Source organism: Roseinatronobacter monicus, from assembly GCF_006716865.1.
In the GTDB taxonomy this organism is placed as follows: domain Bacteria; phylum Pseudomonadota; class Alphaproteobacteria; order Rhodobacterales; family Rhodobacteraceae; genus Roseinatronobacter; species Roseinatronobacter monicus.
The window spans coordinates 3,376,635-3,401,813 of sequence record NZ_VFPT01000001.1 but is presented as its reverse complement, the minus strand read 5'-3'; the positions used below and the strand labels follow the sequence as shown (position 1 = coordinate 3,401,813).

General features: G+C 61.9%; 25 protein-coding genes. 5 read left to right on the top strand and 20 right to left on the bottom strand.

Translation table 11 applies throughout. The features are described from left to right. Positions 1-154 precede the first annotated feature (154 nt). Positions 155-2,224, top strand: a complete 2,070-nt coding sequence (locus BD293_RS16190; RefSeq protein WP_142083515.1) for a recombinase family protein — start codon at positions 155-157, stop codon at positions 2,222-2,224. Here BD293_RS16190 and BD293_RS16185 read toward each other — a convergent pair. From BD293_RS16185 to BD293_RS16150, 8 genes are all read right to left on the bottom strand, one after another. Next, positions 2,221-2,775 carry an antitoxin of toxin-antitoxin stability system gene (locus tag BD293_RS16185; RefSeq protein ID WP_246086330.1) on the bottom strand — a complete coding sequence of 185 codons (555 nt, stop codon included), beginning with the start codon at positions 2,773-2,775 and terminating at the stop codon, positions 2,221-2,223. The two genes, BD293_RS16190 and BD293_RS16185, sit on opposite strands and share 4 nt — an antisense overlap. Further along, positions 2,768-3,187 (bottom strand): hypothetical protein, encoded by a 420-nt coding sequence (locus BD293_RS16180; protein WP_142083512.1) that lies wholly within the window; start codon positions 3,185-3,187, stop codon positions 2,768-2,770. Before BD293_RS16180 ends, BD293_RS16185 begins: the two co-directional genes overlap by 8 nt. A 78-nt stretch (positions 3,188-3,265) precedes the next feature. Further along, a complete protein-coding gene (locus BD293_RS16175; protein WP_142084686.1) occupies positions 3,266-3,463 on the bottom strand; it encodes a hypothetical protein in 198 nt (65 codons plus the stop codon). Next, the gene (locus BD293_RS16170) at positions 3,463-3,978 is read right to left on the bottom strand and encodes a DUF6878 family protein (protein ID WP_142083510.1); all 516 of its coding nucleotides are present in this window, start codon (positions 3,976-3,978) and stop codon (positions 3,463-3,465) included. The genes BD293_RS16175 and BD293_RS16170 overlap by 1 nt, the downstream gene beginning before the upstream one ends. Before the next feature lie 105 nt (positions 3,979-4,083). After that, positions 4,084-4,602 carry a DNA repair protein RadC gene (locus BD293_RS16165; protein WP_142083508.1) on the bottom strand — a complete coding sequence of 173 codons (519 nt, stop codon included), beginning with the start codon at positions 4,600-4,602 and terminating at the stop codon, positions 4,084-4,086. 174 nt (positions 4,603-4,776) lie between these two features. After that, a complete protein-coding gene (locus BD293_RS16160) occupies positions 4,777-5,976 on the bottom strand; it encodes a DUF932 domain-containing protein (protein ID WP_142083506.1) in 1,200 nt (399 codons plus the stop codon). Positions 5,977-6,323: 347 nt separating this feature from the next. Further along, complete coding sequence (locus tag BD293_RS16155) at positions 6,324-6,689, bottom strand: Fur family transcriptional regulator (protein WP_425467948.1); 366 nt, start codon at positions 6,687-6,689, stop codon at positions 6,324-6,326. Between the two features lie 161 nt (positions 6,690-6,850). Next, positions 6,851-7,732 carry an N-acetylmuramic acid 6-phosphate etherase gene (locus tag BD293_RS16150; protein ID WP_142083502.1) on the bottom strand — a complete coding sequence of 294 codons (882 nt, stop codon included), beginning with the start codon at positions 7,730-7,732 and terminating at the stop codon, positions 6,851-6,853. 175 nt (positions 7,733-7,907) lie between these two features. Here BD293_RS16150 and BD293_RS16145 point away from each other — a divergent pair, with 175 nt between their 5' ends. Both BD293_RS16145 and nagA read left to right on the top strand, forming a co-directional pair. Next, a complete protein-coding gene (locus BD293_RS16145) occupies positions 7,908-8,792 on the top strand; it encodes a glucosamine kinase nucleotide-binding domain-containing protein (protein ID WP_170207167.1) in 885 nt (294 codons plus the stop codon). A gap of 49 nt (positions 8,793-8,841) precedes the next feature. Beyond that, entirely contained in the window at positions 8,842-9,984 is a 1,143-nt protein-coding gene (gene nagA, locus BD293_RS16140; protein ID WP_142083497.1) for an N-acetylglucosamine-6-phosphate deacetylase, read from the top strand. 82 nt (positions 9,985-10,066) lie between these two features. Here nagA and BD293_RS16135 read toward each other — a convergent pair whose 3' ends face one another. The 8 genes from BD293_RS16135 to BD293_RS16105 form a co-directional block, all read right to left on the bottom strand. Then, a complete protein-coding gene (locus BD293_RS16135; RefSeq protein WP_142083495.1) occupies positions 10,067-10,327 on the bottom strand; it encodes an EF-hand domain-containing protein in 261 nt (86 codons plus the stop codon). A gap of 217 nt (positions 10,328-10,544) precedes the next feature. Then, a complete protein-coding gene (locus tag BD293_RS16130; RefSeq protein ID WP_211841079.1) occupies positions 10,545-12,827 on the bottom strand; it encodes a xanthine dehydrogenase family protein molybdopterin-binding subunit in 2,283 nt (760 codons plus the stop codon). 82 nt (positions 12,828-12,909) lie between these two features. Next, positions 12,910-13,962 carry a glycosyltransferase family 4 protein gene (locus BD293_RS16125; RefSeq protein WP_142083489.1) on the bottom strand — a complete coding sequence of 351 codons (1,053 nt, stop codon included), beginning with the start codon at positions 13,960-13,962 and terminating at the stop codon, positions 12,910-12,912. Between the two features lie 13 nt (positions 13,963-13,975). Beyond that, positions 13,976-14,947, bottom strand: coding sequence for an ABC transporter permease (locus BD293_RS23450; protein ID WP_342781406.1), 972 nt, complete (start codon positions 14,945-14,947; stop codon positions 13,976-13,978). Beyond that, positions 14,905-15,567 (bottom strand): ABC transporter permease, encoded by a 663-nt coding sequence (locus tag BD293_RS23445; protein ID WP_342781405.1) that lies wholly within the window; start codon positions 15,565-15,567, stop codon positions 14,905-14,907. Before BD293_RS23445 ends, BD293_RS23450 begins: the two co-directional genes overlap by 43 nt. Further along, a complete protein-coding gene (locus tag BD293_RS16115) occupies positions 15,564-16,358 on the bottom strand; it encodes an ABC transporter ATP-binding protein (RefSeq protein ID WP_142083487.1) in 795 nt (264 codons plus the stop codon). Before BD293_RS16115 ends, BD293_RS23445 begins: the two co-directional genes overlap by 4 nt. A 7-nt stretch (positions 16,359-16,365) precedes the next feature. Beyond that, complete coding sequence (locus BD293_RS16110; RefSeq protein WP_211841048.1) at positions 16,366-17,358, bottom strand: ABC transporter substrate-binding protein; 993 nt, start codon at positions 17,356-17,358, stop codon at positions 16,366-16,368. A 279-nt stretch (positions 17,359-17,637) separates the two neighbouring features. Further along, positions 17,638-18,414, bottom strand: a complete 777-nt coding sequence (locus BD293_RS16105; protein ID WP_142083485.1) for a transglutaminase-like domain-containing protein — start codon at positions 18,412-18,414, stop codon at positions 17,638-17,640. Positions 18,415-18,706: 292 nt separating this feature from the next. On the opposite strand from BD293_RS16105, the gene BD293_RS16100 reads away from it, so the two are divergent. Next, complete coding sequence (locus BD293_RS16100; protein ID WP_142083483.1) at positions 18,707-19,849, top strand: lipocalin-like domain-containing protein; 1,143 nt, start codon at positions 18,707-18,709, stop codon at positions 19,847-19,849. Continuing rightward, a complete protein-coding gene (locus BD293_RS16095; RefSeq protein WP_142083480.1) occupies positions 19,846-21,282 on the top strand; it encodes a c-type cytochrome in 1,437 nt (478 codons plus the stop codon). The genes BD293_RS16100 and BD293_RS16095 overlap by 4 nt, the downstream gene beginning before the upstream one ends. Before the next feature lie 48 nt (positions 21,283-21,330). On the opposite strand, the gene cynS is transcribed toward BD293_RS16095, so the two are convergent. From cynS to BD293_RS16075, 4 genes are read right to left on the bottom strand one after another with little or no spacing between them, the layout of a single operon-like run. Beyond that, positions 21,331-21,801 (bottom strand): cyanase, encoded by a 471-nt coding sequence (gene cynS / locus BD293_RS16090; protein ID WP_142083477.1) that lies wholly within the window; start codon positions 21,799-21,801, stop codon positions 21,331-21,333. 33 nt (positions 21,802-21,834) lie between these two features. Next, positions 21,835-22,746: an ABC transporter ATP-binding protein gene (locus tag BD293_RS16085; RefSeq protein WP_142083475.1), complete on the bottom strand. Its 912-nt coding sequence runs from the start codon at positions 22,744-22,746 to the stop codon at positions 21,835-21,837. Between the two features lie 13 nt (positions 22,747-22,759). Continuing rightward, the gene (gene ntrB / locus BD293_RS16080; protein WP_142083473.1) at positions 22,760-23,593 is read right to left on the bottom strand and encodes a nitrate ABC transporter permease; all 834 of its coding nucleotides are present in this window, start codon (positions 23,591-23,593) and stop codon (positions 22,760-22,762) included. Between the two features lie 3 nt (positions 23,594-23,596). Then, positions 23,597-24,973, bottom strand: a complete 1,377-nt coding sequence (locus BD293_RS16075; RefSeq protein WP_142083471.1) for a CmpA/NrtA family ABC transporter substrate-binding protein — start codon at positions 24,971-24,973, stop codon at positions 23,597-23,599. Between the last annotated feature and the right edge of the window lie 206 nt (positions 24,974-25,179).

Below are 25,179 nucleotides of genomic sequence, written 5' to 3'. Positions count from 1 at the left end.
ACATCAAATCCGCCCGAGAGTTCGCGCCAAATGATCATGGCGTTCGATTCCCACAAGATGCGCGGAATGAGCCCGCGGCAGCGCGAAGCAGCCCTGGCGGCGCTCGCAAACCTTCTGATGGAGGCGACCGAAGCAGCCGGGAAGGAGGAACCGCATGAACGCGCTTAGCCCTCTTCCGCCCGCACTCTTGAAGCGAAAGGCGGTCGTCTATGTTCGGCAGTCGACGCAGAGCCAAGTCTTGCACAATCTTGAAAGCCAGCGGAGTCAGTACGACCTGGTGAACACGGCCCGTCGGCATGGATTCCAGCATGTCGAGGTCATCGACGATGATCTCGGGCGCTCGGCCAGCGGCGCTGTTGCTCGCCCGGGCTTCGAGCGTCTCGTCGCCTGGCTCTGCGCTGGAGATGTAGGCGCAGTGCTTTGCCTCGACGCTTCGCGTCTCGCCCGAAACGGGCGTGACTGGCATCACTTGCTGGAACTCTGCGGTCTGGCCGATGCCCGGGTCATTGACCAGGACGGCGTCTACAATCCCTGCTCCCCCAATGACCGACTGTTGCTGGGCATGAAGGGAACGATCAGCGAGTTCGAGCTTGGCATCCTTCGGGCGCGCATGCTCGAGGCCGCCCGAGCAAAGGCAAAACGGGGAGAGCTGCGCATCAACGTCCCCATCGGCTATGTCTGGCACCGCGACGCAGGCCTTGGGTTCGATCCCGATCTGCGCGTGCAAGAGGCCATCCACCTGATCTTCAGCCGGTTCCGGGAACTGAAAAGCGGTCGCCAGGTTCTGCTGTCCTTGCTGGAGGACAAGCTCTTCTTTCCACGCCCATCAGAAGGGCGCTACATGACCTCATTTGATTGGACGCCAATTCGATACCGCAACGTCATCTCTGTGCTCAAGAACCCGTTCTATGCGGGGATCTATGCCTATGGGAAAAGCGGGCCGCGCGCCGAGATTGTTGACGGGCGAGCCCGCAAGTCCTACGGCCATGGCAAACCGATGGAGGAATGGGAGGTCTTCCTGAGGGATCACCATGAAGGCTACATCGGGTGGGAAGAATACGAACGCAATCTGGCCCACCTTGCGACCAATGCGCATGGTCGAAAAGGCGGCGTCAAGTCTGGGCGCGGCGGTCGCGCGCTGCTCTCCGGCTTGCTGTCATGCGCCCGGTGCGGATGCCGTCTCACGGTCACCTATCCCGGCCAGGCCCGGAACCCAGTCTACCGATGCGACTACATGAACACGATGCTTGGCCATGACCGATGTCTTCGTTTTGGCGGGTCGGGGGTCGACAAGGTGATTGCCGCAGAGATTCTTCGCGTGGTGCAGCCCGTTGCGGTAGAAGCAGCTAGGGAGGCAGAACGAATGCTGACAATGGCCAGCGAAGAACGACGGCGCGCTGCGGAACTCGACTTGCAGAAGGCGCAGTATGAGGCTGGGCTGGCCGAGCGCCGCTATGCGGCCTGCGATCCCGATAACCGGCTTATTGCCGCAACGCTTGAACGGAACTGGGAGGCGACCCTGCAGCGTCTCGAGGCGTGCAAAATGCGCGTTGACGTCGGTGAGGCCCCCATCGTCGCAGTGGAACCGCCCGACCTTGAGGGCTTGGCTGAAGACTTGGCGGCGGCCTGGAACGCGGCTGGCGTCAGCGCACGGACCCGCCAACGGCTGGTGCGCACGCTGATCAAAGACATTGTCGCGGACGTCGATGAGCAAAGTCGCGAGGTGATCCTGACCATCCACTGGCAAGGTGGTCAACACTCCCAGCTGCGCGTCAAGAAGCCCAAACCCGGTCAGCATGGCCGCGTGACTTCCGAAGATGCTTTGACCTTGATCCGATCCATGGCCGGGCGTTGGAGTGATAGTGACATTGCGGCGACGCTCAACCGAATGAGCCTGCGCACGGGGTGCGATCACAGTTGGACTGCGAAGCGTGTTTCCTCCACCCGGAAGAACAATGGCATACGAGCATACGCGTCAGCCGACAAACAGGGCGGGTGGCTGACGATGGCCGAAGCGGCAGACAAGCTGGGTGTGACACATCACGTCATCCGCTGGCTAATAAGGGAGAAAATCCTGCCGGCTGAACAGGTTATGCGGCACGCACCACATCAGATAAAAGTCGTCGACCTCAAAAGTGATGCGGTTGCAGATGCCCTGAAGCACCGAAATGCCCCGTGTCGCGATCCTCGACAAACCACACTTCCAATCATTACAAACACTTAGAATGAGGTGCATAATGAATCGTTGTCGGCCAGATCGCGGATTGCTTCAACCACGGTTTCCTCGGCATCCTCGGTCGGCGGCTGCCAAGTGGGGCTGTCGCGGGTGACGTCCACGGACATGCTGTATTCGTGGTAATAGCGGCCTCGGTGGCTGATCTCGGCGGCAAGCTGGTAGAAGTTGCGCCGCTGGATGGTCTGCAGCCGGTCGGCGATGCTGTGCAGCGCCGCGTCTTTGGGCGCATAGGCGCGAATGCGTGCGGCTGCGCCCTTGGCGTGGCTGTAAAACCCTTCCAGACAGGCGCCATCGCCCTGGCTCCAGAACCCCGAGAACCAGATGCAGGGCTTTTGGCGTGTGCCGCCACCCATCAGGCGCACGGGGGTGGTTTTGAGGCGGATGCCGAGGATCTCGCAGACCTGCTCAAAATCCTCATAGACCGCGTCCCACCAGTCATCATGGGGGCCCAACCCGCGATACCAGTTGCGCGCCTTGTCCTTGGCGACATCCGAGAGTTCGGGGAACTGGTAAACTGTCGTGCAAATCACCTCAGGCATGGGGGTGCTCCCCGTTCAGTGCCGCCGCCAACCAGTCTTGCGTGCTGGTGGCACCAATGGATTTGCGCGCGCCAAGGTCGATGACATGCGCGCCACCACCGAATGCATCGATGCGCAAGCGGGAACAGGTCACAGCGTAGGTAAACCCCCACAGGCCGGTGAGATCGAGGTCGTGCGCAAGGCGCAGCACGAAGCAGATGACCGCCTCGGGGTCGCCGTGGTCTTCGCTGCGGATCCAGAGTTGTGATCCAGAAGGATTGCTCTCGATCGTCAGGTCAAAACCGCAACACAGGGTTTCTGTCTCGGCATAGAAGTCATTGCACAGCGCGAGATACGCCTCATAGGCGCGCGCGGCATTCTGGGGCGTGCCAACGTCCAGCAGGCACGAGAAACGGGTGAAATAATCCGCCATTGGGGTCTCCATAAGAAAAGGCCCGACCAATGGCCGGACGTGTGGTGTGATGGGTTGAGGTGATCAGGGGCGGCGGCGTCAGTCCGCGCCCACTGGGTTATTCTTTGACTGGAGGCGCGCATGGCTGGCCAGCATTGCGCGGTAAAAGCGCTGGCGCGCAACGCGAAGCCCGCGCATGCGCCGCAAGCTGGGATGCAGCGCCCGGATCGCGGCGCGCAGCACAGTGCAGGGCCTGCCCTGCGGGCTTACCCCGAGAAGTGCATAGAACGGGACCATCACCATGGCCCCTGCGCATAACTGGCAGCGCAAGCTTGCGGCGGGCCGGAGGGGGCCATCGCATCGCATGGGTTGTAATCGAGCAGGTTCGCGCGCGCGGCTGCGTCGAAGCAAAAGCTGCCATCTGCGGCACGGGCCGTGCCGGATGCCGCGCGCAAATCCTGCAGCACATCGCAGGCAATGCGCGCAATCGCGTGCCTGAGCGCCAGATTGCCGGGCGCAGGTGCGGGCTGGTCCAGCGCAACATAGGGGATGGTCACGTCTGGACAGGGGCATTCCACATCATCCGCCCAAGCGGTGAGGCCAATGATCCGGCAGATGTCATGATCACAGTGAAAGCTGACCATGACATGGGTGATGCCAGCACGGGTCAGATGATCATAAAGCCGGGTCATATTGGCGGCCATCAGCGCGGCCAGGCGAGCCTCGGCCTCGGCATGCCGGGCCTGCAGCCCGTGAAAATCCGTGCTGGCCGGGGGCAGCGGGGCGGGTAATGTCGGGGAATTCTGGCGCATCGTTCTCTCCTTGAAACAGGCGGGGGACGTACGCGTCGCGGGGCGATCATTCCTCTTCCCCCGCAAAGCGCATCTCTGCCCTGCCCGCCTCTGACTCTGTGGGCCTCACGCGGCCAGTTGCAGCGCGCGGGCGGCAAATGCGCGCCAGAGCGGATCGACCAGACGCGCATCCAGCAGATCGGCACGCTGGCGCAGCCGCTGTGCCAGATCAGCCTCACGCCAATCGGCGGCACGGCCCGCCTGTGCGCGCAGCTGGCTTGCCTCATGCACCACGGAGCGCGCCTCGGCGGCACTGGTCACCGGGTGGCACCAGGCCACTGCGCTTTCGCTGGCCGCACCCGCGAGCACCAGACGCGCGTCGCGGTCCAAAATGGCAATCATCTGCGGGGCAGCATTGCGGGCCATGTTCTCGGCGTGATCGATCGCGCCCTGCATGGCTTCAGTCAGTGTGGCAAAACGGGCAAGGACCATGGGCGCGGCCCAGCCCGACATCTGCGCGGCGGGCAAGGTGTTTGAGACTGTCAGGGCGAAGGGGCGATTGGGATCAGCGGTGCCATTTGGGCTGTGTGACGCGGGGCCGCTTGGGCGAGGGGTCGGGTGAAACGGCAGGGGCAAGTCGAACATGGCTGATATCTCCGACGGCGCGGAAAGCCTCTCTCCCCGCTTCAAACCGTCAAAGACCAAACCGCCGCCCTCTTCCTCGAAAGGGGGCGGCGGCGGTGATGTGAATGGCCATGCAGAATGTGAAACGGACGTGGCCGCCCGTTGGCTTGGGCGGCCACGTTCAAAAGGATCGCGTCAGCCGACCCGGTCGAGCAGCTTTTTCGCGCGCCCTTCCATGTCGAGGCGGGCATCCTGCTGGGTCTTGTCGCGCGCAAGCCGTGTGATGCCCTGCACGAAGTCGAAGATCGACTCGGGCGGGCGCTCCTCTTCCATCAGCACTTTCTCGATGATCTTGCCGGATTCGGCCTTCGAGAAGCCGCGCTTGCGCAGGAAATCCGCGCGGTCCTCATCCGTCCGCGCCACGATCTGCTGCCGTGCGGCCTTGATCCCGTTCACAAACCCTTGCGGCGAGGAATTGGCGAACCGCGTCAGCGCCGGGGCGGCCTCATGCGCGAAGCGCGAGGCCGCGTATTTCGAATGCCGGATCCGGATCTCCTGGAAATCTTCGACACCCCACAAATTCCTGTTTTGACACACTGCCCGCAGGTAGAAACTTGCTATGCCAAGGGTCTTCGCGCCCACCTCGGAGTTCCAGCAGTAAAAGCCCCGGAAGTAGAGATCGGGCGAGCCATCGGGCAGCCGGCCCGCCTCGATCGGGTTGCGATCATCGACGAGGAACAGGAAGACATCGCGGTCCGAGGCATAGAGCGTGGTCGTGTCGCGGCTGATCTCGACACCGGGGTTGTAGACCCCTGTCGACCAGTCGAGCACACCCGGCACCTTCCAGCGCGTGTCGCCCGTGCCATTGCCCGCGATGCGTTGCACGGCCTCGACCAGCTCGAAATCGTGGATGCGGCCATAATCGGGGCCGGTCACCGCGCGCAGTTCGGTGCGGCCGTCTTCCGTCTCAAAAGTCTTCACTTGCTCGGCGCGGTGGTTGGTCAGGCCGTATTGCAGGTTGATCCCCGCCAGCGGCGCTGGCAACTGCCGCAGATATGACGCCGGAGCGCCGACGATGCTGGCCAGCTGGCCGAAGGCCCAGTGCGTAGGCGCCACCGGTTCCTGCGCTTTCGGCAGCATCAGATGCAACCGCTCGGGGTTGTCGCGCGCAGCCTCGACCCGGATGTCCGCCGTCTGCACCACCCGGCTGCGGCTGCGCTCGGACCGGCCCTTCACATTGGCCCAGAGATCGTCGAGCGACAGATACCGCTCATCATCGGGCCGGTTGAACCATTCGGACGACACCCGCCCATTCCGCTCACCCCGGCTTACATCCACTTTCCAGCCACCAGCTCGCGTCGGCTGAACCGGATCCAAAACTTCCACAACACCCATCGGTATTCCTCCGTGACAGGCGCTGGAAGCCACTCTCCCAGCCCTTAACCCGTCGCGAAAGCAACCAACCCTTCTCTCACTCTCCAACGCGGATGTGAGGGGCAGTTATGCGGGACTTTGCGTTCGTTTGCCTCCGCGCGGAATCAAGGGCGTCAGCCCGCCGCGCATCTCCGGGCCGCCCACGGGCACGGCGATTTGGCTGCCACCAGCACAACGCTCTGATCTTGCTCGGATGTGGCTGGCATAAAGTGCTTTAACTTCAATTGCGGATCGCCGCACCGCGGCCCGACGCTGCGCGGCTTTGCACCCGGAAACGCAATGCCTGCAAAGTCCCGCATAACTGCCCTTTATTGCTTCAGCTTGCGCCCCAGCAATTCCAGCCGGTGCCCTTCCAGCCGGTAGCCGAGGCGGCGTGCGATTTTTTCTTGCAAAGCCTCGATCTCCGGGTCGCAGAACTCGATCACATCGCCTGTGTCCATGTCGATCAGATGGTCGTGATGGGCGCGCTCGCTGTCCTCGAATCGCGCGCGCCCGTCGCCAAATTCCAGCCGGTCCAGAATGCCGGTTTCCTCCAGCAATTTCACAGTGCGATACACAGTCGCCAATGAAATCCGTGCATCCAGTGCATTGGCGCGGGCGTGTAGCTCCTCGACATCGGGGTGGTCATCGGATGTCTCGATCACGCGGGCAATGGTGCGGCGCTGATCGGTCATGCGCAGACCCTGTGCTTCCAGACGGTCAAGAATGGATTTGTTCACGCTGTTTTTCCCCGGCACTGTCTGAGCGCTCAGCTTAACCCCTCGCGCTCAAGCTGAAAACCGCTAATCGCGGCACTGCGCCGAAACTGGACAGCCCCGTTGTGTTGGGACGCTGGTCAGGGGGCGATGCGGGACAGGGCATGGCGCAAAATGCCCCCTGTATCTTCCAGCGCGGCCATGGCCTGCTCTGGCGTGGCTCCGCGCGCCACCAGAACGGCGGGTTTGATCCGCCAATCGGTGCGGGTCAGTGCGTCTTCGGCCTGCATGTGCGCCACATCTGCGATGCGCGCGACCATGTCACAGGCACGGGCGCGCAATTTTTGGTTTTGCGGGCGCATATCGACCATCAGCCCGTCATGCACATGCCCAAGGCGCACCATGATCTGTGTGGACAGCATGTTGAGCACTACTTTTTGCACCGTGCCCGCCTTCATCCGGGTCGAGCCTGCGACAACTTCCGCGCCTGTCTCTAGCAAGACCCCGTAGCGGGCGGCTTGCAGCAACGCGGTATCGGGGTTGCAGGCAATGCCCACAGTCAAAGCGCCTGTCGCTTTCGCCGCCTCCAGCGCGGCCACGGTAAAGGGCGTGCGCCCGCTGGCGGCAAGGCCGATCACCACATCGTGGCGCGTCAGCGCCGCTGCATTGACCTGTGCGCGGGCGTCTTGCACATTGTCTTCGGCCCCCTCTACGCCCACCATCAGCGCGGTTGTGCCGCCTGCAATCAGATACAGGGTGCGGGCCTCTGGCCAGTTGAAGGTCGGGCCAAGTTCGGTGCCATCCTGCACCGCAATACGGATCGAGGTGCCCGCCCCCGCATAGACCAGCCGCCCGCCCCCGCGCAGGCCGGGCAGCGCGGCTTCGACCACTTCGGCCAGAACGGGCAGGGCGGGCTGTATACAGGCCAGCGCGGCAAGCTGGCTTTCCCAGATTGCGGCAAGGGCGGTCTGGCTGTCCCAACTGTCCAGCAGGCGGTATCTGGGGTCGGCAAATTCGGTCATTGGTCTATGCCTCTGGTCGGAGTTCGGGGCCGGGTGCCCGCGCCCTATGGGTATGTGGCGTCTGTGGGATCATGGCAAGCCCGTGAGGGTGCGGCAACCGTTGCAATGCCTGCGCGGCGTAAAAACCGCTTTTCATCGCGGGCATTTTCGGCATGACTCTCCGACAGGGGGTAAGATGCAGATTTTCATCGGGCTGGATGGTGGCGGGACCGGCTGCCGTGCACAGGCAGAACTGGCGGACGGGCGACGCGGCGCAGTGCTTTGCGGCGGGCCTGCCAATGTTTTCACCAATCCTGATGCCGCCTTGGGGGAAATCGCAGCCCTGCTGGAGCGGTGCCATATGCAGGCACTTGCGCTGGCCGGGGGCGACTGTGTGCCAAGGCCTGTCTTCGTTCTGGGACTGGCCGGAGCGACCGAAGCAGGCGCGCAACCGCAGATCGCGGCCCGTTTGCCCTATCGGAATGTGACTGTGCTGGGCGATATCGACATTGCCGCCAAAGGAGCGTTCCCAGAGGGCAATGGCATTGTCATGGCTGTGGGAACCGGATCAGTTCTGGCGCGCCAGACAGCGGAGGGCATAGTGCGCGTCGGCGGGCATGGTCTGGTGCTGGGGGATGATGGCAGCGGCGCATGGATCGGGCGCGCGGCGCTGCGGTGCTGTTTGCTGGCGCAGGACGGGCTGGCCGAGTCTGGGCCTTTGACACGTCTGCTATGGGCGCGTTTCGGCGCAGTGGGCGCGATCATCCGCTTCGCCGCCGATGCCCGCCCTGCCGATTTTGCCACGCTGGCACCGCTTGTGCTGGAACAGGCGCAAGCGCATTGTCCTATTGCAGGTGCCATTCTGGATGCGGCTTGCGCCTATTTCCGCAGCGCGATCCGGCAGTTACAGCAGGGGTATGCTGATCTGCCGGTTGCTGCAACTGGGGGGCTGGGCCCGGTTTTGTTGGAGCGCATGATATTTCAGGGCGGCGGGCTGCTGCGCCGCGCCGATCCGGCGGGAACGGCGTTGGACGGTGCGCTGTGGATTGCGCGTCAAAAGTTTGAAAGCATGAAACCATGATGTCGCGCAGCAAAACGCAAGCTTCGCCCTTAAGCGGCAGGGAGAGACAATGCTCAGCGTTCTGACAGCCGCACAGGTGTTTGATGGCCACCAGCTTCATGCGCGCGCCTGTGTCGGGCTGGATGCGACAGGCCGGATAGTGGCATTCTGGCCCGATGCCGCCGCAGTGCCGCAGGGCGTAGCGGTGCAGGATCTGGGTGATGTGATCCTCTCGCCCGGTATGGTGGATGTGCAGGTCAATGGCGGCGGCGGTGCCATGATCGGCGCGGCCACCGATGTAGCACAGGTGCGCCGCATATGCGCGGCCCATGCAGCCCTTGGGGCCAGCGCGATAATGCCAACGCTGATAACCAATCGCCCGGATGTGACCGGGCAGGTGCTTGCCGCCGGAATTGCCGCCGCGCGCGACAATGTGCCGGGTTTTGCCGGATTGCATCTGGAAGGGCCGCATCTGGACCCCGCGCGCAAAGGGGCGCATGACGCACGCCTGATCCGCCCAATGGCGGACGCGGACCTGCGCGAATTGCTGCGCGCTGCGCAAGACCTGCCTGCGCTGATGGTCACGCTTGCACCCGAAGCTGTGACGTTAGATCAGATTGGTCAGCTTGCGCGCGCGGGCATTATCGTCAGTCTGGGCCATAGCGGATGCAGCGCGCAGGATGCGCACCGCGCCTATGAGGCGGGAGCGCGTTGCGTCACGCATCTGTTCAACGCGATGGGCGGATTGCAGGCGCGCGCGCCGGGGCTGGTGGGCGCGGCCCTGACCGCTGGCTTGTCCGCCGGGATTATCGCAGATGGTGTGCATGTCGCGCCCGAAAGCTTGCAGGTGGCGCTGGCAATGAAAGCACCTGACGGGGTGTTTCTGGTCAGTGACGCGATGGCCGTTGCGGGCACATCGCAGCAGGCATTTATGCTGGACGGGCGGCAGGTCTTGCGCGCGAAAGGTCGTCTGACGCTGGAGGATGGCACGCTTGCGGGCGCAGATGTGTCACTGCCGCAATCGGTGGCGTATCTGGTCGGGCTGGGGGTTCCGTTGGCGCGTGCGCTGGCCATGGCCACGCGCATTCCGGCTGATTTGATTGGCGCGGTGGATCGCGGGCGCATATCTGCGGGCGCGCGGGCGGATTTTGTGGTTCTGGCGCGCGATCTGACTGTGGTGTCTGTCTGGCGCGATGGTATCGCGCAGGGGTGATGCGCTGTTGTCACCTCTCGGATGCGAACGGCGGCACAGAATGCACCGCCGTTGCGTTTGATGGTACGAAACCTGTCCGCGGTCAGTCGGCGTCCATTGGTTCGGCGCTGGTGATCAGACCAGCATCCACGGCCGCCTCATACTCTTCTTCTGAAACCTCACCATCACCATCGGTGTCGATCAGGAAGTAGGTTTCAGGCGTGACTTCTGGATAGGCGTCCATGAAGGCTTCCATCTCTACCGGAAAGTCATGCTCTGCCGCGTCGTGGTCATGCGTGTCGGCCAGTGCTGGTGCAGCGGCCAGAGCGAAGACGCTTGCGGCAAGTGCGATTTGCTTTTTCATGGTTCAGTCTCCTTGGTGTGAACGAAGGTTGTTTGCAGCTGCAATGGTGAAAGCGTTGGCGAAACGATTAGTTCCGGCCAGGGTTTTCGCCTCGGCAGAATCCTGCTTTTCCCGCTCTCTGCACCCCAGATCAAAGCCCGGTCAGGGGCTTTGATCTAGGTGTATCTGGCAGCATTTATGTGCCTGAATGTGGGGTGTTAGGGGCAAGGGCGCGGGTTTAGCCGCTTTGGGCATGGAGCCATGACCAAATGCGCTGCGGGGTCAGGGGCATATCGACATGCCGAACCCCATTGTCCCACAGCGCATCCAGCGCTGCATTTGACAGTGCGGCCAGTGCGCCCACGGTGCCCGCTTCGCCACAGCCCTTCATGCCGATTGGGTTATTGAGTGAGGGGACAGGTACACTTTCAAAGTCGATCATGGGGAAATCGGCAGCACGCGGCATGGCGTAATCCATGAAACTGCCGCTTTGCAACTGGCCCTGTGCGTCAAAGATAACTTCTTCCAGCACGGCCTGCCCGTACCCTTGGGCTACACCGCCATGCACTTGCCCCTGTGCCAGCGCCGGGTTCATCAGGTTGCCGAAATCATCGACCGCCAGAAAACGGTCCAGCCGCAGCGCGCCGGTTTCGGGGTCAATCTCGACCTCGCACAGATGCGCGCCGTTGGGATAGGAGCGCCCTTGCAACTTGACCCGCCGCTCATGGCGCAAAAGGCCTTCTGCGCCGCGCGTACGGGCCAGGGCTACGGCTTCGCTCAGGGTCAGGCGCTGGTTTGATCCGGGGGCCGAGAAGATACCATCTTCAAACTCGACAGGCCCTGAACCGATTTCCGCTTCCAGAAACTCGGCAAAAGCAGCGATCATCTGCACGACCATGCCGTGGGTTGCCGTTGTCTGAACTGTGACGGAACGTGACCCGCCTGTGCCGCCCCCTTTGGCAATCAGGTCGCTGTCGCCTTGGACAATATCAATCAGCGCCTCGTCCAGCCCGGTCAGCCCGGACAGATAGCGCGCATAGACCGTTTCATGTCCTTGCCCGTTCGATTGCGTGCCGACATACAGTTTGACCCGCCCGTCAGGCATGAACTCCACCGCAGCGCCCTCGGTATCGTCGCCCAAGATTGCCTCGATATAATAACTCAGACCCAGCCCGCGCAGGAACCCGCGTGCCGCACTTTCTGCCTTGCGGGCGGCAAAGCCTTTGACATCGCCCAAGTCCTGCGCGCGGCTCAGCAGACGGCTGAAATCGCCGACATCATAGGTTTCGCCTGCTGGCGTTTTGTAGGGAAAGCTGTCAGCGGGAATAAAATTCTGCGCACGCAATGCGAAGGGCGAAAGACCCAATTCGCGCGCGGCCATGTCCATCGTGCGCTCGAGCAGGGTTATCGCCTCTGGCCGGCCTGCGCCACGATAGGCGTCGACAGGTGTGGTGTTGGTGTACATGCCCTGCACCTGCAAATGCGCCGCCGGAATATCATAGACGCCGGTAAACACCTTGGAAAACAGCGCTGTCTGAATGTTCTGACCGAATTGCGAATTATACGCCCCCAGATTGAACTGCGAACGCACGCGGTAGCCGATGATGCGGTTCTCGGCGTCAAAGGCCATTTCGGCGGTGCTGGTCAGATCGCGCGCGCCATTGTCCGAGGCGATGGATTCGCCCCGATCCGCCACCCAAGCCGCAGCACAGCCCAAGGCACGCGCTGCGGCAGCAAGTGCCACATGCTCTGGATAGACCATCACCTTCATGCCGAAACCGCCGCCGACATCGGGCGTGGACACATGCACCTGTTCGGGGTCGAGCGACAGCAGCTTGGCCAATTCGCGTTTCATCGTCCACACGCCTTGGCCGTTAAAGGCGAAATGCAGCCGCGTGCCGTCCCACTGTGCAAGCGCCGCGCGGGGTTCCAGACTGGCGGCAGTGACGCGGTTCTGGCGCACACTCAGCGTTGTGACATGCGCGGCGCGTTCAAAAACTGCATTAGTCGCCGCCTCATCGCCCAATTCCCAATCAAGGGCCACATTGTCGGGTGCCTCCGGGTGCAGGGTTGGGCCGCCGGGCGTCAGGGCCAGTGTGACAGGCAGATCCTCGAAATCCAGCTCGACAGCCTCGGCGGCGTCCTGCGCTTGGGCGTGTGTGTCGGCCAGCACCAGTGCGACAGGCTCGCCCACATGGCGCATTGTGTCTTCGGCCAGTATGGGCCGTTTCGGTGCGGCCCCCTTGCCCCCGCGCCTGTCGGCCAAGGTTGCGCCCAGTACTGACCCGTTCACCCCCGCGTCTTGCAGGTCTTTGGCGGTCCAGACCGCGCGCACACCGGGCATGTCGCGCGCGGCGCTGACCTCTAGCGTGGTGATGCGGGCGTGGGCCACGGGTGCACGCACAAACACTGCATGCAATGCGCCTTCGGGCAGGATATCGGCCAGATACTGGCCCTTGCCAGTCAGAAAGCGGATATCTTCGTGGCGGGTTCCCCCCTGAGATGTGCCGAAAGCCTGCAAAACCTGTTCCCCCGAATGTTGGTCACCGCACACGATAGCGGCAGAGTGGGCAGGAACAAGGGCAAGCCTTGGCCGCCCGACACTATTTTGGCTGCACATGCTGCAATGCTGCCTGCATGATGCGCGCTGCATCCTGCCATTTGGGCAGTTGCGCACCAAGCGCGGCGCTTTTCGAGGCATACGATTGGCGCAGTGGTTCGTCTTCGAGCAAATTGGCCAGCGCATTGGCGAAAGCCCCTGCATCATCGGGGGGCACCAAAATGCCGCTGCCGGGTGGCACGGTCTGCGGAACCGCCCCGACAGCACAAGACAGGATCGGCAAGCCGTAAAGCTGCGCCTCGCTCAGAACCATGCCATAGCCTTCATACCGCGTGGCCAGCGCAAACAGGCTGGCTTCGTGAAAAAGCACATCCAGCGCATCGGGGCCAATCTCGCCGGTGAAGCGCACGCGCCCTTCCAGCCCAAGGCGCGCGCGCTGGTGCAACAGCCTGTCTTGCACCTCTGCGTCATGCACCATGCCGACAATCGCGGCCTGCCAGTCCAGATGTTTGATCTGCGCGAGGGCATCCAGCAGCACATCATGCCCCTTGCGCTCGCAAATGATGCCCACAGACAGGATCAGCGGCGGGGCGGCCTTGGGCACTGCGCGCAAGGCGGGGCGGTCAAACCCCGGCAGCGCGATTGAGATATCGGCGGCCCGTACGCCAAATTGCTGCACCAATATGTCGCGCGTATGGGGCGAAGGCACGACCACATGCGCGGCATGGCGCAGGTTGGCCGCTTCGCGCGCGATCAATTCGGCGGCGCGGTCGGGGGCCAGCCCTGCTTCCAACCCCAAAGGATGATGCAGCATGGCGATGACAGGCAGGTTCAGACTGCTGAGCATTTCGGTATCCATCGCGCCAAAGACCAGCCCGTCAAGGATAAGCGGCATGCCTTGGGGCAGGGCGGCCAGTTTTTCCACCAGATCGCGCGTGGCTTGCGCTGTGGGATGCGGCCATGAGGTCATCAGTTCCACATGGCGCGTGGGTTGGCCCAAGTCCCGCAGGCTTTCAAGCATACGGCGTTCATAGATATATCCGCCTGTGCGGGTCTGGATGTCGCCGGGAATGGCGAAAGCGGCCTCTGGTCGCATAAAATCTGGTCCTTTAGCTGCGCAATTGTTCCGGGGCGACGCGGGCAAGCACGGCACGCTCGACCATGCTGACCAGCCCATAGCCGATGCAGGCCCCCAGCGTGACCACCACAATCGCCGACCACAGCAAGTTGTAATCCGAGGTCGAGGCCGTCAGCGCCATCAGTGCGCCCAAGCCCCGCCCCGTTGCCAGCCATTCGGCCACTGTGACGGCAAGAATGGCGGCTGGCACCGACAGGCGTGCGGCGGCGAAGAACGCAGGCAACATGGCTGGAATCTGCGCGTGCCACAGGCGCGCAAGCGGGTTGGTGGCATACAGGCGCATCACATCCAACACTTGCCCCGGTGCTTGGCGTAACCCTTGCAGGCAGGCCACCAAGGCGGGGAAGAATGTCATTACGGCGACAATCGTGATGGACCCCGCCGCCCCGCGCCCCAGTGCCAGAACAATAAGCGGGGCAGTGGTAACGATGGGGACCGAGCGCAGCGCAATCGCCAAGGGCAGAACCCCGCCTGCAAGTGCTGGCGCAAGCGTCAGCAGCAGTGCCGTTGCAGCCCCAAGCGCCAACCCGGCCAGATAGCCCGGTATAACCTGTTCCAGACTTGCGGAAGTTGCGGCCCATAGCACAGCGCGGTTTGCACCGGCATTGGGGGCGGTGATCAGATAGCGCCAGACATCATCCGGACGCTTGGCAAAGAAGCGACTGAGAGAGAATACCTCCATCAAGGTCCACCAGACCCCGATGACCAGCGCGGCGGTAATCGCCACAAGGGCGAGGGTTTTCATCCCGCGTGTCAGGGTGCTGCCGCGCGCCGGGGCAGGGGGCGGGGCCATCAGTATTTCGGGGCGCGCGCCTGCGTTGGTCTGTGCCACCCAGCCGATCACGCCATAAGCCAGCATCGACACTGCCGCCGCGATCAGGGCGATGGCCCAAGTTGCCTCTACATCCAGCCCGCGCATGGCGCGGAGGGCCAGCACGCCCATGCCGCGTTCAGCCCCCGTAAACTCGCCCACCATTGCGCCAAGAAGGCCGCCGGCGCCGCGATCTGCAACCCTGCCAGCAGGTAGGGCAGCGATGCCATGACCCGCACCTGCACAAACACGGTCCATGCCCCGCGTCCATAGAGGCGGATCAGGTCGAACCAGCTTGCAGGGGCCGCGCGCAGCCCCACCAGCAGTGGAATGAATGTGGTGTAATAGACCGCCAATGCGGCCAGTGTGATCTGCGGGCCCGGCCCCGGCCCGTAAAGTACGCGCAGAATTGGCCCTGTCGCCACCAAGGGCAGGCAGAACACCACCAGCGCCAGCGCTGCAACCAGCATGCGGGCTTGTGGCACCAGTGCTACGATCAGCGCCAAGCCGATGGCTGCCAGATTGCCCGCGACAAACCCCCATGCGGCGTTCTGCACCGTGACCCACAGCGCGCGGCCCAGCAGCGCATGATGCGTCAGGATATGCTGCACAACCTCCACCGGTCCGGCCAGCATATAGCGCCCTGCCAGCCCCATCGCCGCCGCCTGCCACAGCGCCAGAACGAACAGCACGCCAATGCCGTGGCGCAACGCAGGTTCCAGTGCAACGGGCGGGTGCCGCGCGGAAATCATTGCGCGGCCCAAGGGTGCGCCTGCGCGCTGTCATCTGCCCAACCTTGGGCAAGGGCGGCATTCACCTGCTCGGTCAGGGCCAGTTGGCGGGCCTTGTCGCCGCGCGCCTCTGGCGGGATCATGATATCCCCCACAACCCGCGCGGGGCGGCTGGAAAAGACCAGCACGCGGTCTGCCAATGCAACGGCTTCGCGCACCGAATGCGTGACCATCAGCGCCGTGGTGCCGCTGGCTTGCCACAGGGGCGGCAGTTCCAGATTAAGGCGCGTGCGGGTCAATTCATCCACTGCGCCAAAGGGTTCATCCAGCAGCAACACACGTGGTTGCGTGATCAGGCATCGCGCGATGGCCACGCGCTGGCGCATACCGCCGGACAATTCAGCGGGCCGCGCATCCTCGAACCCCGACAGGCCAACGCGTGCGATCATGTCTTCGACCGCAGCCGCATCGGGCGACATGCGTGCGAGTTTGCGCGCCAAGGCGATATTCCCGCGCACCGACCGCCACGGCAGAAGCGAGGCATCCTGAAACGCCATCGCCAGTGCGCCCTGCCGCTGCATGTCTTGCGGCGACTGCCCGCCCAAAGTGATTTGGCCCGCGCTCGGCACCTCCAGCCCTGCGATCATGCGCAGCAGGGTTGATTTGCCACAGCCCGACGGCCCGACCAGTGCGGTCATCTGCCCGGCGGCAAAATCCAGTGTAAGCGGCGCCACCGCTTCCAGCGAGGTTGTGCCGCCGCCAAAGGTTTTAGCGACGTCCGCGCAGCGGATATCTGGGCCAGTGTGTTCCATGGCCGACCTAGCCGTGAACCTCTTCAAGGATGGAGCGGTCCCACAAGGCAGGCTCGACCGGCATGTCCAGCAGGGCCAATGTCTCGATATTGCGGGCGACAGTGTCCTCGGTGAACCAGCCAAACCCTTCGGCATCGGTCAGATCAGAGAACATCAGCGGCACCTGACGGCGGGCCTGTTCGATCTGCGTGGGCCGGTCCAGCCCTGCATCGGGAAAGCGCGCAAGGGTCAGGTCGGTTGCGGCATCCAGATCGTCCCGATAGGCGTTCCAGCCCGCAACCTCGCCCGCCATCAGCGCGACCAGCTCGTCCCGGCGGTTGGCAATGCTGTCTTCGGTGGCGATATAGGTCTGCGAATGCAGCGTATAGCCGAAATCTGCCATCAGCATGGTTACGCTGTCAATGTCGCGCACAAACATCGCAACCGGCAGATCGGTCGACCAGCACAACAGGCAATCCACCTCGCCTGCGACAAGGGGGGCTGCGTCATATTGGGTCGGGATCACTTCTATCGCGTCAATATCGACATCGTTCAGCGTAGCCAGCGTGCGCAGCACCGGCATATTGGCCAAGGGCATACCGATGCGCTTGCCCTCCAGGTCTTTGGGCGTGTTCACGGGGTTGTCGGGCAGCGAAGCGATGGCGAAGGGGTTATTTTGCATCGCCACCCCGATAATGCGGAAAGGCGCGCCCTGTTGAACAGCGGCGGCTGTGTAATCGGCAGCAGAGATGCCCACAAGCGCTGTTCCGGTCACAACGGGCGGTTCCACTGGTGCATTCGGGCCGCCTGCATCCAGCCGCACGGACAGGCCGCGATCCGCCCAGAACCCGCGCTCATCGGCGATGTAACTGCCTGCGAATTGGACGGAATGCAGCCATGACAGTTGCAAGGCAACCTGACTTTGCTGGGCCAGCAGGCCACGTGCCCCAAATGCAGTGGCCCCGATGCCGCCAAGGCCCATGGCCATCAAATGCCTGCGTGAAATGTCAAACTGGCTCATCTGTGCGTTCTCCTGTGTTGCAAGGTGACGGTGAAATATGGCGCCGCCCAATCGCGTGGGCTGAATGCAAGATACAGAGGTTCTTCTGAGAGATTGGGCATCATTATCCGGCAATCGCTCCTGCTCCGGGTCGCAGCAAACGGCGACAAACTGGGTGAGCCTGACTGCCCTCTGGCGGCAGACTGTCTTGGTATCCAGTAATTAGCTTGCGCGATGTGATTGTCCACACGCACAGCTTGTAACGCGTCCGGCTTATGCCAATTTCCGCAATCGGGATTTCTATCGGCGCGTAACGCGTATGTTTAACTCGCGAAACTGCGCTTCGTTCCCGGTTTCCATAAAGGCGACGTCCGCGCAATCACGGCCTGCGCCAATGACGACCATCGTGTCAGGTGTGCTCATCGCCGTTGCATCCACCAGATGCCAGCCCCCGCCCAGCCACACTTCTGCGACAGCATGAAAATCGGGCGGCGTTACATCAGGGCCATAGCCAGAGACATAGCGCGCCGGAATGCCAGAGGCGCGCGCAAGGGCGCAGACCAGATGCGCATAGTCGCGGCAGACCCCTTCGCGGGACATGAATGTCTCCATCGCGCTTGTGCTCGAGTTGGAGCTGCCGGGCACATAGGCCAGCGCACCCTGTACCCAGTCGCGGATCGCCAGAATCAGCGCCCCCCCGTTCAGATCGGGGAATTTGCGCGACACAAACGACTGGAACAGGTCCGAGGGGCAATACCGCGATGGTCGCAAATAGGCCAAAGCCTCGTTCGGCAAGGCATCCAGTGGTGTTGTCGGCAAATCCTCAATCGCGGTGATTGCGCGGTCAACCTCGACACTTGCACGGTAGCGCGCCTGAAGGCGGTTGTCCTTGGTGATCGCCCAGACGCGCTGATCCAGACTGCCCTCTGCGCCCATTTTGCGCAGTTCCGCATTCTCGATATCCAGCCTGCTGTGCACGATATGCTGGCCGCCTTTGCGCGCAGCTTCGATCATAAGCAATGCCGCATCGCCCTGCGTCAGATCAAAGTCTATGAAAACGTCGATATCGAACTGCATGTCGCCTGACCTTCGCAATTATATGGGCTGAAAAACACGCCAGCTACCCGCGTGCGTGTGACCGCAGAATGCCTTGCCTGCCACGCGCCGTCTGCCGGTTTTGCCCCTGTGCCGTCAAGCCTTGTCTTGCACGACACCCCCTGTGACATAGAAGATAGCGCGCATCTGCGGCGTGGCACTTTTGCGCGGGGCTGGGGGGTTGGTTTGGCTGCGCGATGCGATAGGTTCAGAATAGCGGGTCGAACAGTGCCATATTCGGGCCACGCCAACCGCGCCAGAGAGAGGGAGCCATATGTCACGACCGCGCCTATTGGCCGCAAGCATTGCCGCACTGGCAGCGGTTCTGGTGACAGGCGTGTTGCTTGTGCAGCGGGCGCAGCAGTCAGACGCGCTGTCAGCCAGCACAAATGCACAGGTTGATTGGCTGGGCGAAGTTGCCAATATGGCGCAAGGCGGGTTCGAGCGGCCCACCACGACACTGCCGGTTACTTTCCCCCAAGATCATGCGGTCCACCCTGCCACGCCGTCCGAACTGTGGCAGGTGTCGGCGCATCTGACAGGGCCGGAGGGCGCGCAGATCAACGTACAGTTTTCGCTGACGCGCATCGGGTTGGTGCCGCCTGATACCCGCGAGGGGGACTCTATCTGGGAGTTGCGCGACCTCTATCGTGCGCATCTTATCACCACCGACAGCACCGGGGCGCATAGTATCGCCGAGGAACGCTTTGGCAGGGGCCTTGCTGGTTTGGCGGGGTTTGACGACGCCGCACAGGAATTGCATTTCGACAATTGGACGATTGCCTTTCCGGATGACAGCCAGACCGGTATCTGGCAGTTCCGCGCGACTGCTGGCGATGTCAGCATCGCGCTTGATCTGACGCCCGAGAAACCGCCCCTGCGCGTGAATGCAGACGACACGCCGTTTCAGGGATATGCGTTTTCCCGGCTAGGCGTCACTGGCACGCTCAGTACACAGGGCAACGCAGACAGCGTCGCAGGTCATGCGTGGTTCGATCATGCTTGGGGCGAGTTGCCCTTGCCCGGTGCCGGGCCTGTCATCTCGGACAGGTTGCTTTTGCAACTGGACACGGGCCATGATGTGTCCGTAGTTGTATCGCAGCGCCGTGACGGGCGCGGAACGCCGAGCGTGGATGCTTTCGTGATTGATCGCGATGGGGGAATCAGCCCGCTTGGCGGCGACGTGGCGCAGGTAGAGTTCCCCCGCATGTGGCAAGGTGCGCATGTCCAATGGCCTGTTGCATGGTCGATCCGGCTTGATGACGTGCTGACACTGGAGGTCAGCGCCGTGAATGACGCGCGGGAACACAGCTTCACGCCTGCGCTCTGGTCTGGTCTGGTGCAGGCCGAGGGCAGCTTTGACGGGCAGCCTGTGCGGGGCACGGGCATATTGCAACTATCAGGAGACAGGCCATGAGCCGTAAACCCCTTGTCTATGCCGCATCTGCGGTGGTTGCGGCCAGTGTTGTTGCGGCGATATGGGTGGGCGCTGGCCTGCCGGTTCCCTTCAGTGATGACCCGGATCGCTTCCGCTCGCCTACAGGCCGGGTTGCCGCAACCCCCCAGCGCGCGGGCGACCCAGAGGCGGGCTATGCAGCGTTGGTCAATGAACCGTATGTCGGTTGCGGGATGCCCTATTCGGCCTATCGCCGTGTCGCCCCGGAAACCGACCCCGCCACCCTGTTGCCCGGACGAACCGGGCGCAATGCGGAACTGCCCTATTTCCTGACCGCGCATGTCAATGATGATGGGGTCGAGGTGATCTCAAACAACTGTCTGGTGTGCCATGCCGGGCGCATTGGCGATGAGGTGGTCGTGGGGATGGGCGACGCGTTCGCAGATTTCACCGCCGACCCCCGCCAATTGGTTACGCAGGTCGGGCGCTATGTGCAGGGGCCGGACGAGAGTGCAGCTTGGCAGCTTTGGGCGGACCGGATTGAGGGGATTGCCCCTTATACGCAGACCAACACAATCGGCATGAACCCGGCCACGAATCTAAGCTGGGCCTTGATGGCGCATCGTGATCCGCGCGACATGAGTTGGTCAGACACGCCCCTGATCGACCCGCCGCCAACCACACCGGTGCCCCTGCGCACGCCGCCCTGGTGGTGGGTGGGCAAGAAAAACGCCATGTTCTACACCACGATCGGGCGCGGGGATCATGCGCAATACATGCTGTTTGCGTCATTGCTCTGTGCGGATAGTGTGGACGAGTTGCAGGAAATTGACAGCTACGCCCCTGATATCCGTGCCTTCCTCGAAGACCTGACGCCGCCTGAATACCCTTATCCGGTCGATGCTGAACTGGCCGCGCAGGGGCAAGAGCTGTTCATGACCGAATGCGCCAGTTGTCACGGCACCTATGGCGAAACGCCCAGCTATCCCAACCGCGTTGTGCCGCTGGATGAAATCGGCACAGACCCGCTTTATGCGCAGACCATGACCGATGGCAGTCTGGACCGGTTTTATGACTGGGTCGCGCAGTCACCCCATGGCGGCACTGTGCGCGCGGCCCCTGCCGAAGGGTATATCGCGCCCCCGCTGGACGGAATCTGGGCCGCCGCCCCTTATCTGCATAACGGGTCGGTTCCAAATCTTATGGCCGTGCTCGACAGCCGTTTGCGCCCAAGCTACTGGCGCCATGTCACCCCGCAAGAATATGATCCCGACGTGGTGGGCTGGCGCAGTGAAGTGCTGGAGAGCGGCAAGGACGCTGCCCCGTCGGGACCAGAGCGGGCCAGAATCTATGACACAACACTGCCCGGTTACGGCAATGCAGGGCATACATTCAGCGACAGGCTGACAGACGCGCAACGACAAGCGCTGTTGGAATACCTCAAGACGCTCTAGTCGCGCGTATGGTGGCAGGCCGACGCGTCGGCCTGCCACCTGTTCAGATCACCAATTGGCATAGGCCAGATATTTGCCGGTCATCTCGACCTTGACCCGGTCGCCTTTGGGGTGCGGGACACGGCTGATGACCATATCGAAATCAATCGCCGACATGATGCCATTGCCGAACTCTTCCTGAATGAGCGCTTTCATCGTGGGGCCATAGACGCCGACGATTTCATAAAGCCGGTAAATGCAGGGATCGGTCGGAACGGCCTGTTCCCAGATCTTGGTCGGGTACTCCTCCAGCACCTCTTGGGCCTCAGAAGGCAGGTCAAGCAGGGCGACCAAGGCGGCGGCCTTGTCTGCGGGAAAGGAATTCATGCCCATGCAGGCCGAATGCGTGAACACAGGCGAGAAGCCGATGCTTTCTGCAATCTCTTCCCATTTCATGCCCTTGCGCTTTTTCGCAGCAAGGATCAGGGCGGTCACATCCTCTTTGGTCAGCATCTCTGCGGCGGTCATCAGGTCTTTCATAGCGGGTCTCCTTCCTTGGGTTTGGTCAGGCTTTCAGCCGTTTACGGCTTGCAGATGTGTGGGCTTTTGTTTGGGGTCCGGGTCTGCCGTGCCTTCGGTCATATCTATGCGCACTGTCTCCGGGCTTTGGCTTTCGCCTGCGGAGCGCTGGCCCGCCAGTTCTTTGGAGCGTTTGCCAAGGAACTGCACCAGATGGTTGCGAATGGCATAGTAGTTGGGATGCGTGACGATTTCCGTGCGGGTTCGGGGCCGGGGGATCGTGATCTCGACCGATTCCGCGACGCGGGCGAAGGGACCGTTTGTCATCAGCAGGATGCGGTCTGCCAGCAGGATCGCTTCGTCAATGTCATGGGTAATCATGAACACGGTCTGTTCGGTCTTGCTCCAGACTTTCAGCAATTCTTCCTGAATGGTGCCGCGTGTCAGCGCATCCAGCGCCCCGAAGGGTTCATCCAGCAGCAGCAGTTTCGGCTGGTTTGCAAAGGCCCGCGCAATCGACACACGCTGGCGCATCCCGCCCGACAACTGGCTGGGCTTGCGGTGAATAACATCGCCTTCCAGCCCGACCATCGCCAGATACTTGGTTGCATGCTCCAGCACCTTGTCGCGCGACCAGTCGCGGTAGCGGGCCTTGACCCCGAACGTCACATTCTTCAGCGCCGACAGCCACGGCAGCAGCGAGTAGTTCTGAAACACGACGCCCCGGTCCAGACTTGGCCCCGACACGGCAACCCCGTCCATCTTGACCACGCCAGAGCTGGGGTCCGACAGGCCCGCCAGCACATTCATGATAGTGGATTTGCCGCAGCCCGAATGGCCAAGGATGCAGACGAATTCGCCCTTATCAATGCCGAAACTGGCATTTTCGAACACGGTCATTTTGCCGCCAGAACCATCGGGGAACGTTTGGGTCAGGCGTTCGATACTCAGGAAGTTATTGCTCATCGCAATGCTCCTTTCATTCAGCGTAAGTGACAGCGCGTTGCAGGGTTGCGAAAAACGCATCCAGCAACATGCCCACCACGCCGATCATGAGGATTGAGAAGATGACAGATGTCAGGTCGAGGTTGTTCCACTCGTTCCAGACATAATAGCCGATGCCCGTACCCCCGACGAGCATTTCAGCCGCGACGATCACCAGCCATGCAATCCCGATGGAAATGCGCATGCCTGTCAGGATTGTCGGGGCAGCGGCGGGCAGAATGACGGTCAGCGCGGTGCGCAGGCTGCCCAATTCATGGGTGCGGGCGACATTGACCCAGTCACTGCGCACCCCTGCCACACCAAAGGCGGTGTTCAGAAGCATCGGCCAGATCGAACAAATGAAGATGACAAAGATCGCGCTGGAGTTTGCATCCTGAATAATGAACAGCGCAAGCGGCATCCATGCCAGAGGCGATATCGGGCGCAGAACCTGAATAAACGGGTTGAGCGCCTTGTAGGCCACGGGCGACATTCCGATCAGAAAGCCCAGTGGAATGGCCACAAGGACGGCCAGCCCGAAGCCAGACAGCACGCGAGAGATGGAGTAGGCAAGCTGGATTCCAATGCCTTTGTCGTTGGGGCCCGCATCGTAGAAGGGGTTGCTCAACTGCTCCCATGCTTTGACCATCACATCGCTGGGCGGAGGGATAGCAGAGCGTTGCTGCCCCAGCCCCATCAGGATTTCATATTCGGTCAGCGCCTCACCCAACACCTGGCGCGTGATTGAGATTTCCCATGCGCCAAGAAGGACAATCAGCAACACGACTGACAGAATTGCGGCGCGTTTGTTTATGGACAGGCTTTGCATAGTTTATCCCCGCCGAATCGCAAAGCTGTCGACATAGGCTTCGGGCTGGTCGGGATCGAAGGTCTTGCCCATGATGGTGTGTGATTTGTAATTCACATCGGGCGCATCATAGCCCAGATCGGTCATCACCTTGCGCGCGTCCGAGGCCAGATAGACCTGCTCGGCAATCGCCTTGTAGTCGATATCGCCGTTGATATAGCCCCAACGCTTCATTTGCGTCAGAATCCAGACCCCCATCGACTGCCATGGGAATGGATCGAAATCGATCCGGTCCGGCACGCGTTGCACATTGCCCAGACCATCGGCAAAGGTGCCGGTTAGAACCTGCTCGATCACTGGCACAGGCTGATTAAGGTAATTTGCAGGCGCAATCGTTTCCGAGATTTCCTTGCGATTGTCAGGGTTCGAGGCGTATTGCGTCGCATCAATGATCGACCGCAAAAGCGCGCCATAAGTGTTGGGCATTTCCACGGCAAAGCGGCGGGGGGCGGCAAAGGCGCAGCACGGGTGCCCTTCCCAGATATCCTTGGTCAGCATGTGAATGAACCCGATCCCTTCCCACACGGCGCGCTGGTTGAACGGGTCGGGCGACAGATAGCCGTCCAGATTGCCCGCGCGCAGGTTGGCGACCATTTCAGGCGGCGGCACAACGCGGATCTGGATGTCCTGATCGGGGTCCAGCCCGTGTTCGGCCACGTAATAGCGCAGCAAGAAGTTGTGCATGGAATATTCAAACGGCACGCCAAAGGTCATGCCTTTCCATTGCTGTGGATCGCGCTTGTCCAGATGCTCGTTCGACAGCACAATCGCCTGACCGTTGATATTCTCAACAGCGGGCATGATGTATGGTGTCGCCGATGACCCTGCGCCCAGCGTCATCGCCAGCGGCATGGGGGTCAGCATATGGCTGGCGTCATACTGGCCTGACAGCGACATGTCGCGCGCCACGGCCCAGCCTGCGGTTTTGACGACTTCGACATTCAGGCCATAGCGGTCATAAAAGCCCATTGGCTCGGCCATGATGATTGGGGTCGCGCAGGTGATGGCGACGAAGCCCACTTTTAGATCAGGCTTTTCCGGGGGGCCGAGTTCGTCAAGTATCAGCGCCTTGGCCTGATCCATCGGAAAGACGGATGCAAGTGCTGCCGCGAAAGCGCCGCCGCCCAACATACCCATCATGGACCGGCGGCTGATATCATTATGACCGAAGACCGACCGCACAACTGCGCTTTCAACCGCGCGCTCCAGCAGCGCCTCTGAGGTCATGGGGGCGGCGATTTTGGCGCGTGCATCGCTGGAACAGGTTTCACAGCCGCAGCCCGCACCGTGGCGCAGGTCTGTCTTGTGGGAAAACGGGTTTCCAAGGCTCTTGTTTGACATGGTATCCCTTTCTGAGAATGGCAGCGTTCTAGAATATGATACCAATTCTGCGGTGCAGAAGAATTCTATTGCCCAACTTTTCCGCAGATAAAATATACTAGTGAAATCAGTTTCTTAGGATAAAGCACATCGAAAATAAGTTACGATAAATCGTAAATTACGAAATATCGTGTTGCCAGTCAGGGGTAACTTCGGCGATCGTGTAG

What these genes read in the sequence shown, in the direction of transcription:
- BD293_RS16190 (WP_142083515.1), top strand. Translation starts at nt 155, where the DNA reads ATGAACGCGCTTAGCCCTCTTCCGCCCGCACTCTTGAAGCGAAAGGCG.
- BD293_RS16185 (WP_246086330.1), bottom strand. Translation starts at nt 2,775, where the DNA reads ATGCCTGAGGTGATTTGCACGACAGTTTACCAGTTCCCCGAACTCTCG.
- BD293_RS16180 (WP_142083512.1), bottom strand. Translation starts at nt 3,187, where the DNA reads ATGGCGGATTATTTCACCCGTTTCTCGTGCCTGCTGGACGTTGGCACG.
- BD293_RS16175 (WP_142084686.1), bottom strand. Translation starts at nt 3,463, where the DNA reads ATGGTCCCGTTCTATGCACTTCTCGGGGTAAGCCCGCAGGGCAGGCCC.
- BD293_RS16170 (WP_142083510.1), bottom strand. Translation starts at nt 3,978, where the DNA reads ATGCGCCAGAATTCCCCGACATTACCCGCCCCGCTGCCCCCGGCCAGC.
- BD293_RS16165 (WP_142083508.1), bottom strand. Translation starts at nt 4,602, where the DNA reads ATGTTCGACTTGCCCCTGCCGTTTCACCCGACCCCTCGCCCAAGCGGC.
- BD293_RS16160 (WP_142083506.1), bottom strand. Translation starts at nt 5,976, where the DNA reads ATGGGTGTTGTGGAAGTTTTGGATCCGGTTCAGCCGACGCGAGCTGGT.
- BD293_RS16155 (WP_425467948.1), bottom strand. Translation starts at nt 6,689, where the DNA reads ATGACCGATCAGCGCCGCACCATTGCCCGCGTGATCGAGACATCCGAT.
- BD293_RS16150 (WP_142083502.1), bottom strand. Translation starts at nt 7,732, where the DNA reads ATGACCGAATTTGCCGACCCCAGATACCGCCTGCTGGACAGTTGGGAC.
- BD293_RS16145 (WP_170207167.1), top strand. Translation starts at nt 7,908, where the DNA reads ATGCAGATTTTCATCGGGCTGGATGGTGGCGGGACCGGCTGCCGTGCA.
- nagA (WP_142083497.1), top strand. Translation starts at nt 8,842, where the DNA reads ATGCTCAGCGTTCTGACAGCCGCACAGGTGTTTGATGGCCACCAGCTT.
- BD293_RS16135 (WP_142083495.1), bottom strand. Translation starts at nt 10,327, where the DNA reads ATGAAAAAGCAAATCGCACTTGCCGCAAGCGTCTTCGCTCTGGCCGCT.
- BD293_RS16125 (WP_142083489.1), bottom strand. Translation starts at nt 13,962, where the DNA reads ATGCGACCAGAGGCCGCTTTCGCCATTCCCGGCGACATCCAGACCCGC.
- BD293_RS23450 (WP_342781406.1), bottom strand. Translation starts at nt 14,947, where the DNA reads ATGGGCGTGCTGGCCCTCCGCGCCATGCGCGGGCTGGATGTAGAGGCA.
- BD293_RS23445 (WP_342781405.1), bottom strand. Translation starts at nt 15,567, where the DNA reads ATGATTTCCGCGCGGCACCCGCCCGTTGCACTGGAACCTGCGTTGCGC.
- BD293_RS16115 (WP_142083487.1), bottom strand. Translation starts at nt 16,358, where the DNA reads ATGGAACACACTGGCCCAGATATCCGCTGCGCGGACGTCGCTAAAACC.
- BD293_RS16110 (WP_211841048.1), bottom strand. Translation starts at nt 17,358, where the DNA reads ATGAGCCAGTTTGACATTTCACGCAGGCATTTGATGGCCATGGGCCTT.
- BD293_RS16105 (WP_142083485.1), bottom strand. Translation starts at nt 18,414, where the DNA reads ATGCAGTTCGATATCGACGTTTTCATAGACTTTGATCTGACGCAGGGC.
- BD293_RS16100 (WP_142083483.1), top strand. Translation starts at nt 18,707, where the DNA reads ATGTCACGACCGCGCCTATTGGCCGCAAGCATTGCCGCACTGGCAGCG.
- BD293_RS16095 (WP_142083480.1), top strand. Translation starts at nt 19,846, where the DNA reads ATGAGCCGTAAACCCCTTGTCTATGCCGCATCTGCGGTGGTTGCGGCC.
- cynS (WP_142083477.1), bottom strand. Translation starts at nt 21,801, where the DNA reads ATGAAAGACCTGATGACCGCCGCAGAGATGCTGACCAAAGAGGATGTG.
- BD293_RS16085 (WP_142083475.1), bottom strand. Translation starts at nt 22,746, where the DNA reads ATGAGCAATAACTTCCTGAGTATCGAACGCCTGACCCAAACGTTCCCC.
- ntrB (WP_142083473.1), bottom strand. Translation starts at nt 23,593, where the DNA reads ATGCAAAGCCTGTCCATAAACAAACGCGCCGCAATTCTGTCAGTCGTG.
- BD293_RS16075 (WP_142083471.1), bottom strand. Translation starts at nt 24,973, where the DNA reads ATGTCAAACAAGAGCCTTGGAAACCCGTTTTCCCACAAGACAGACCTG.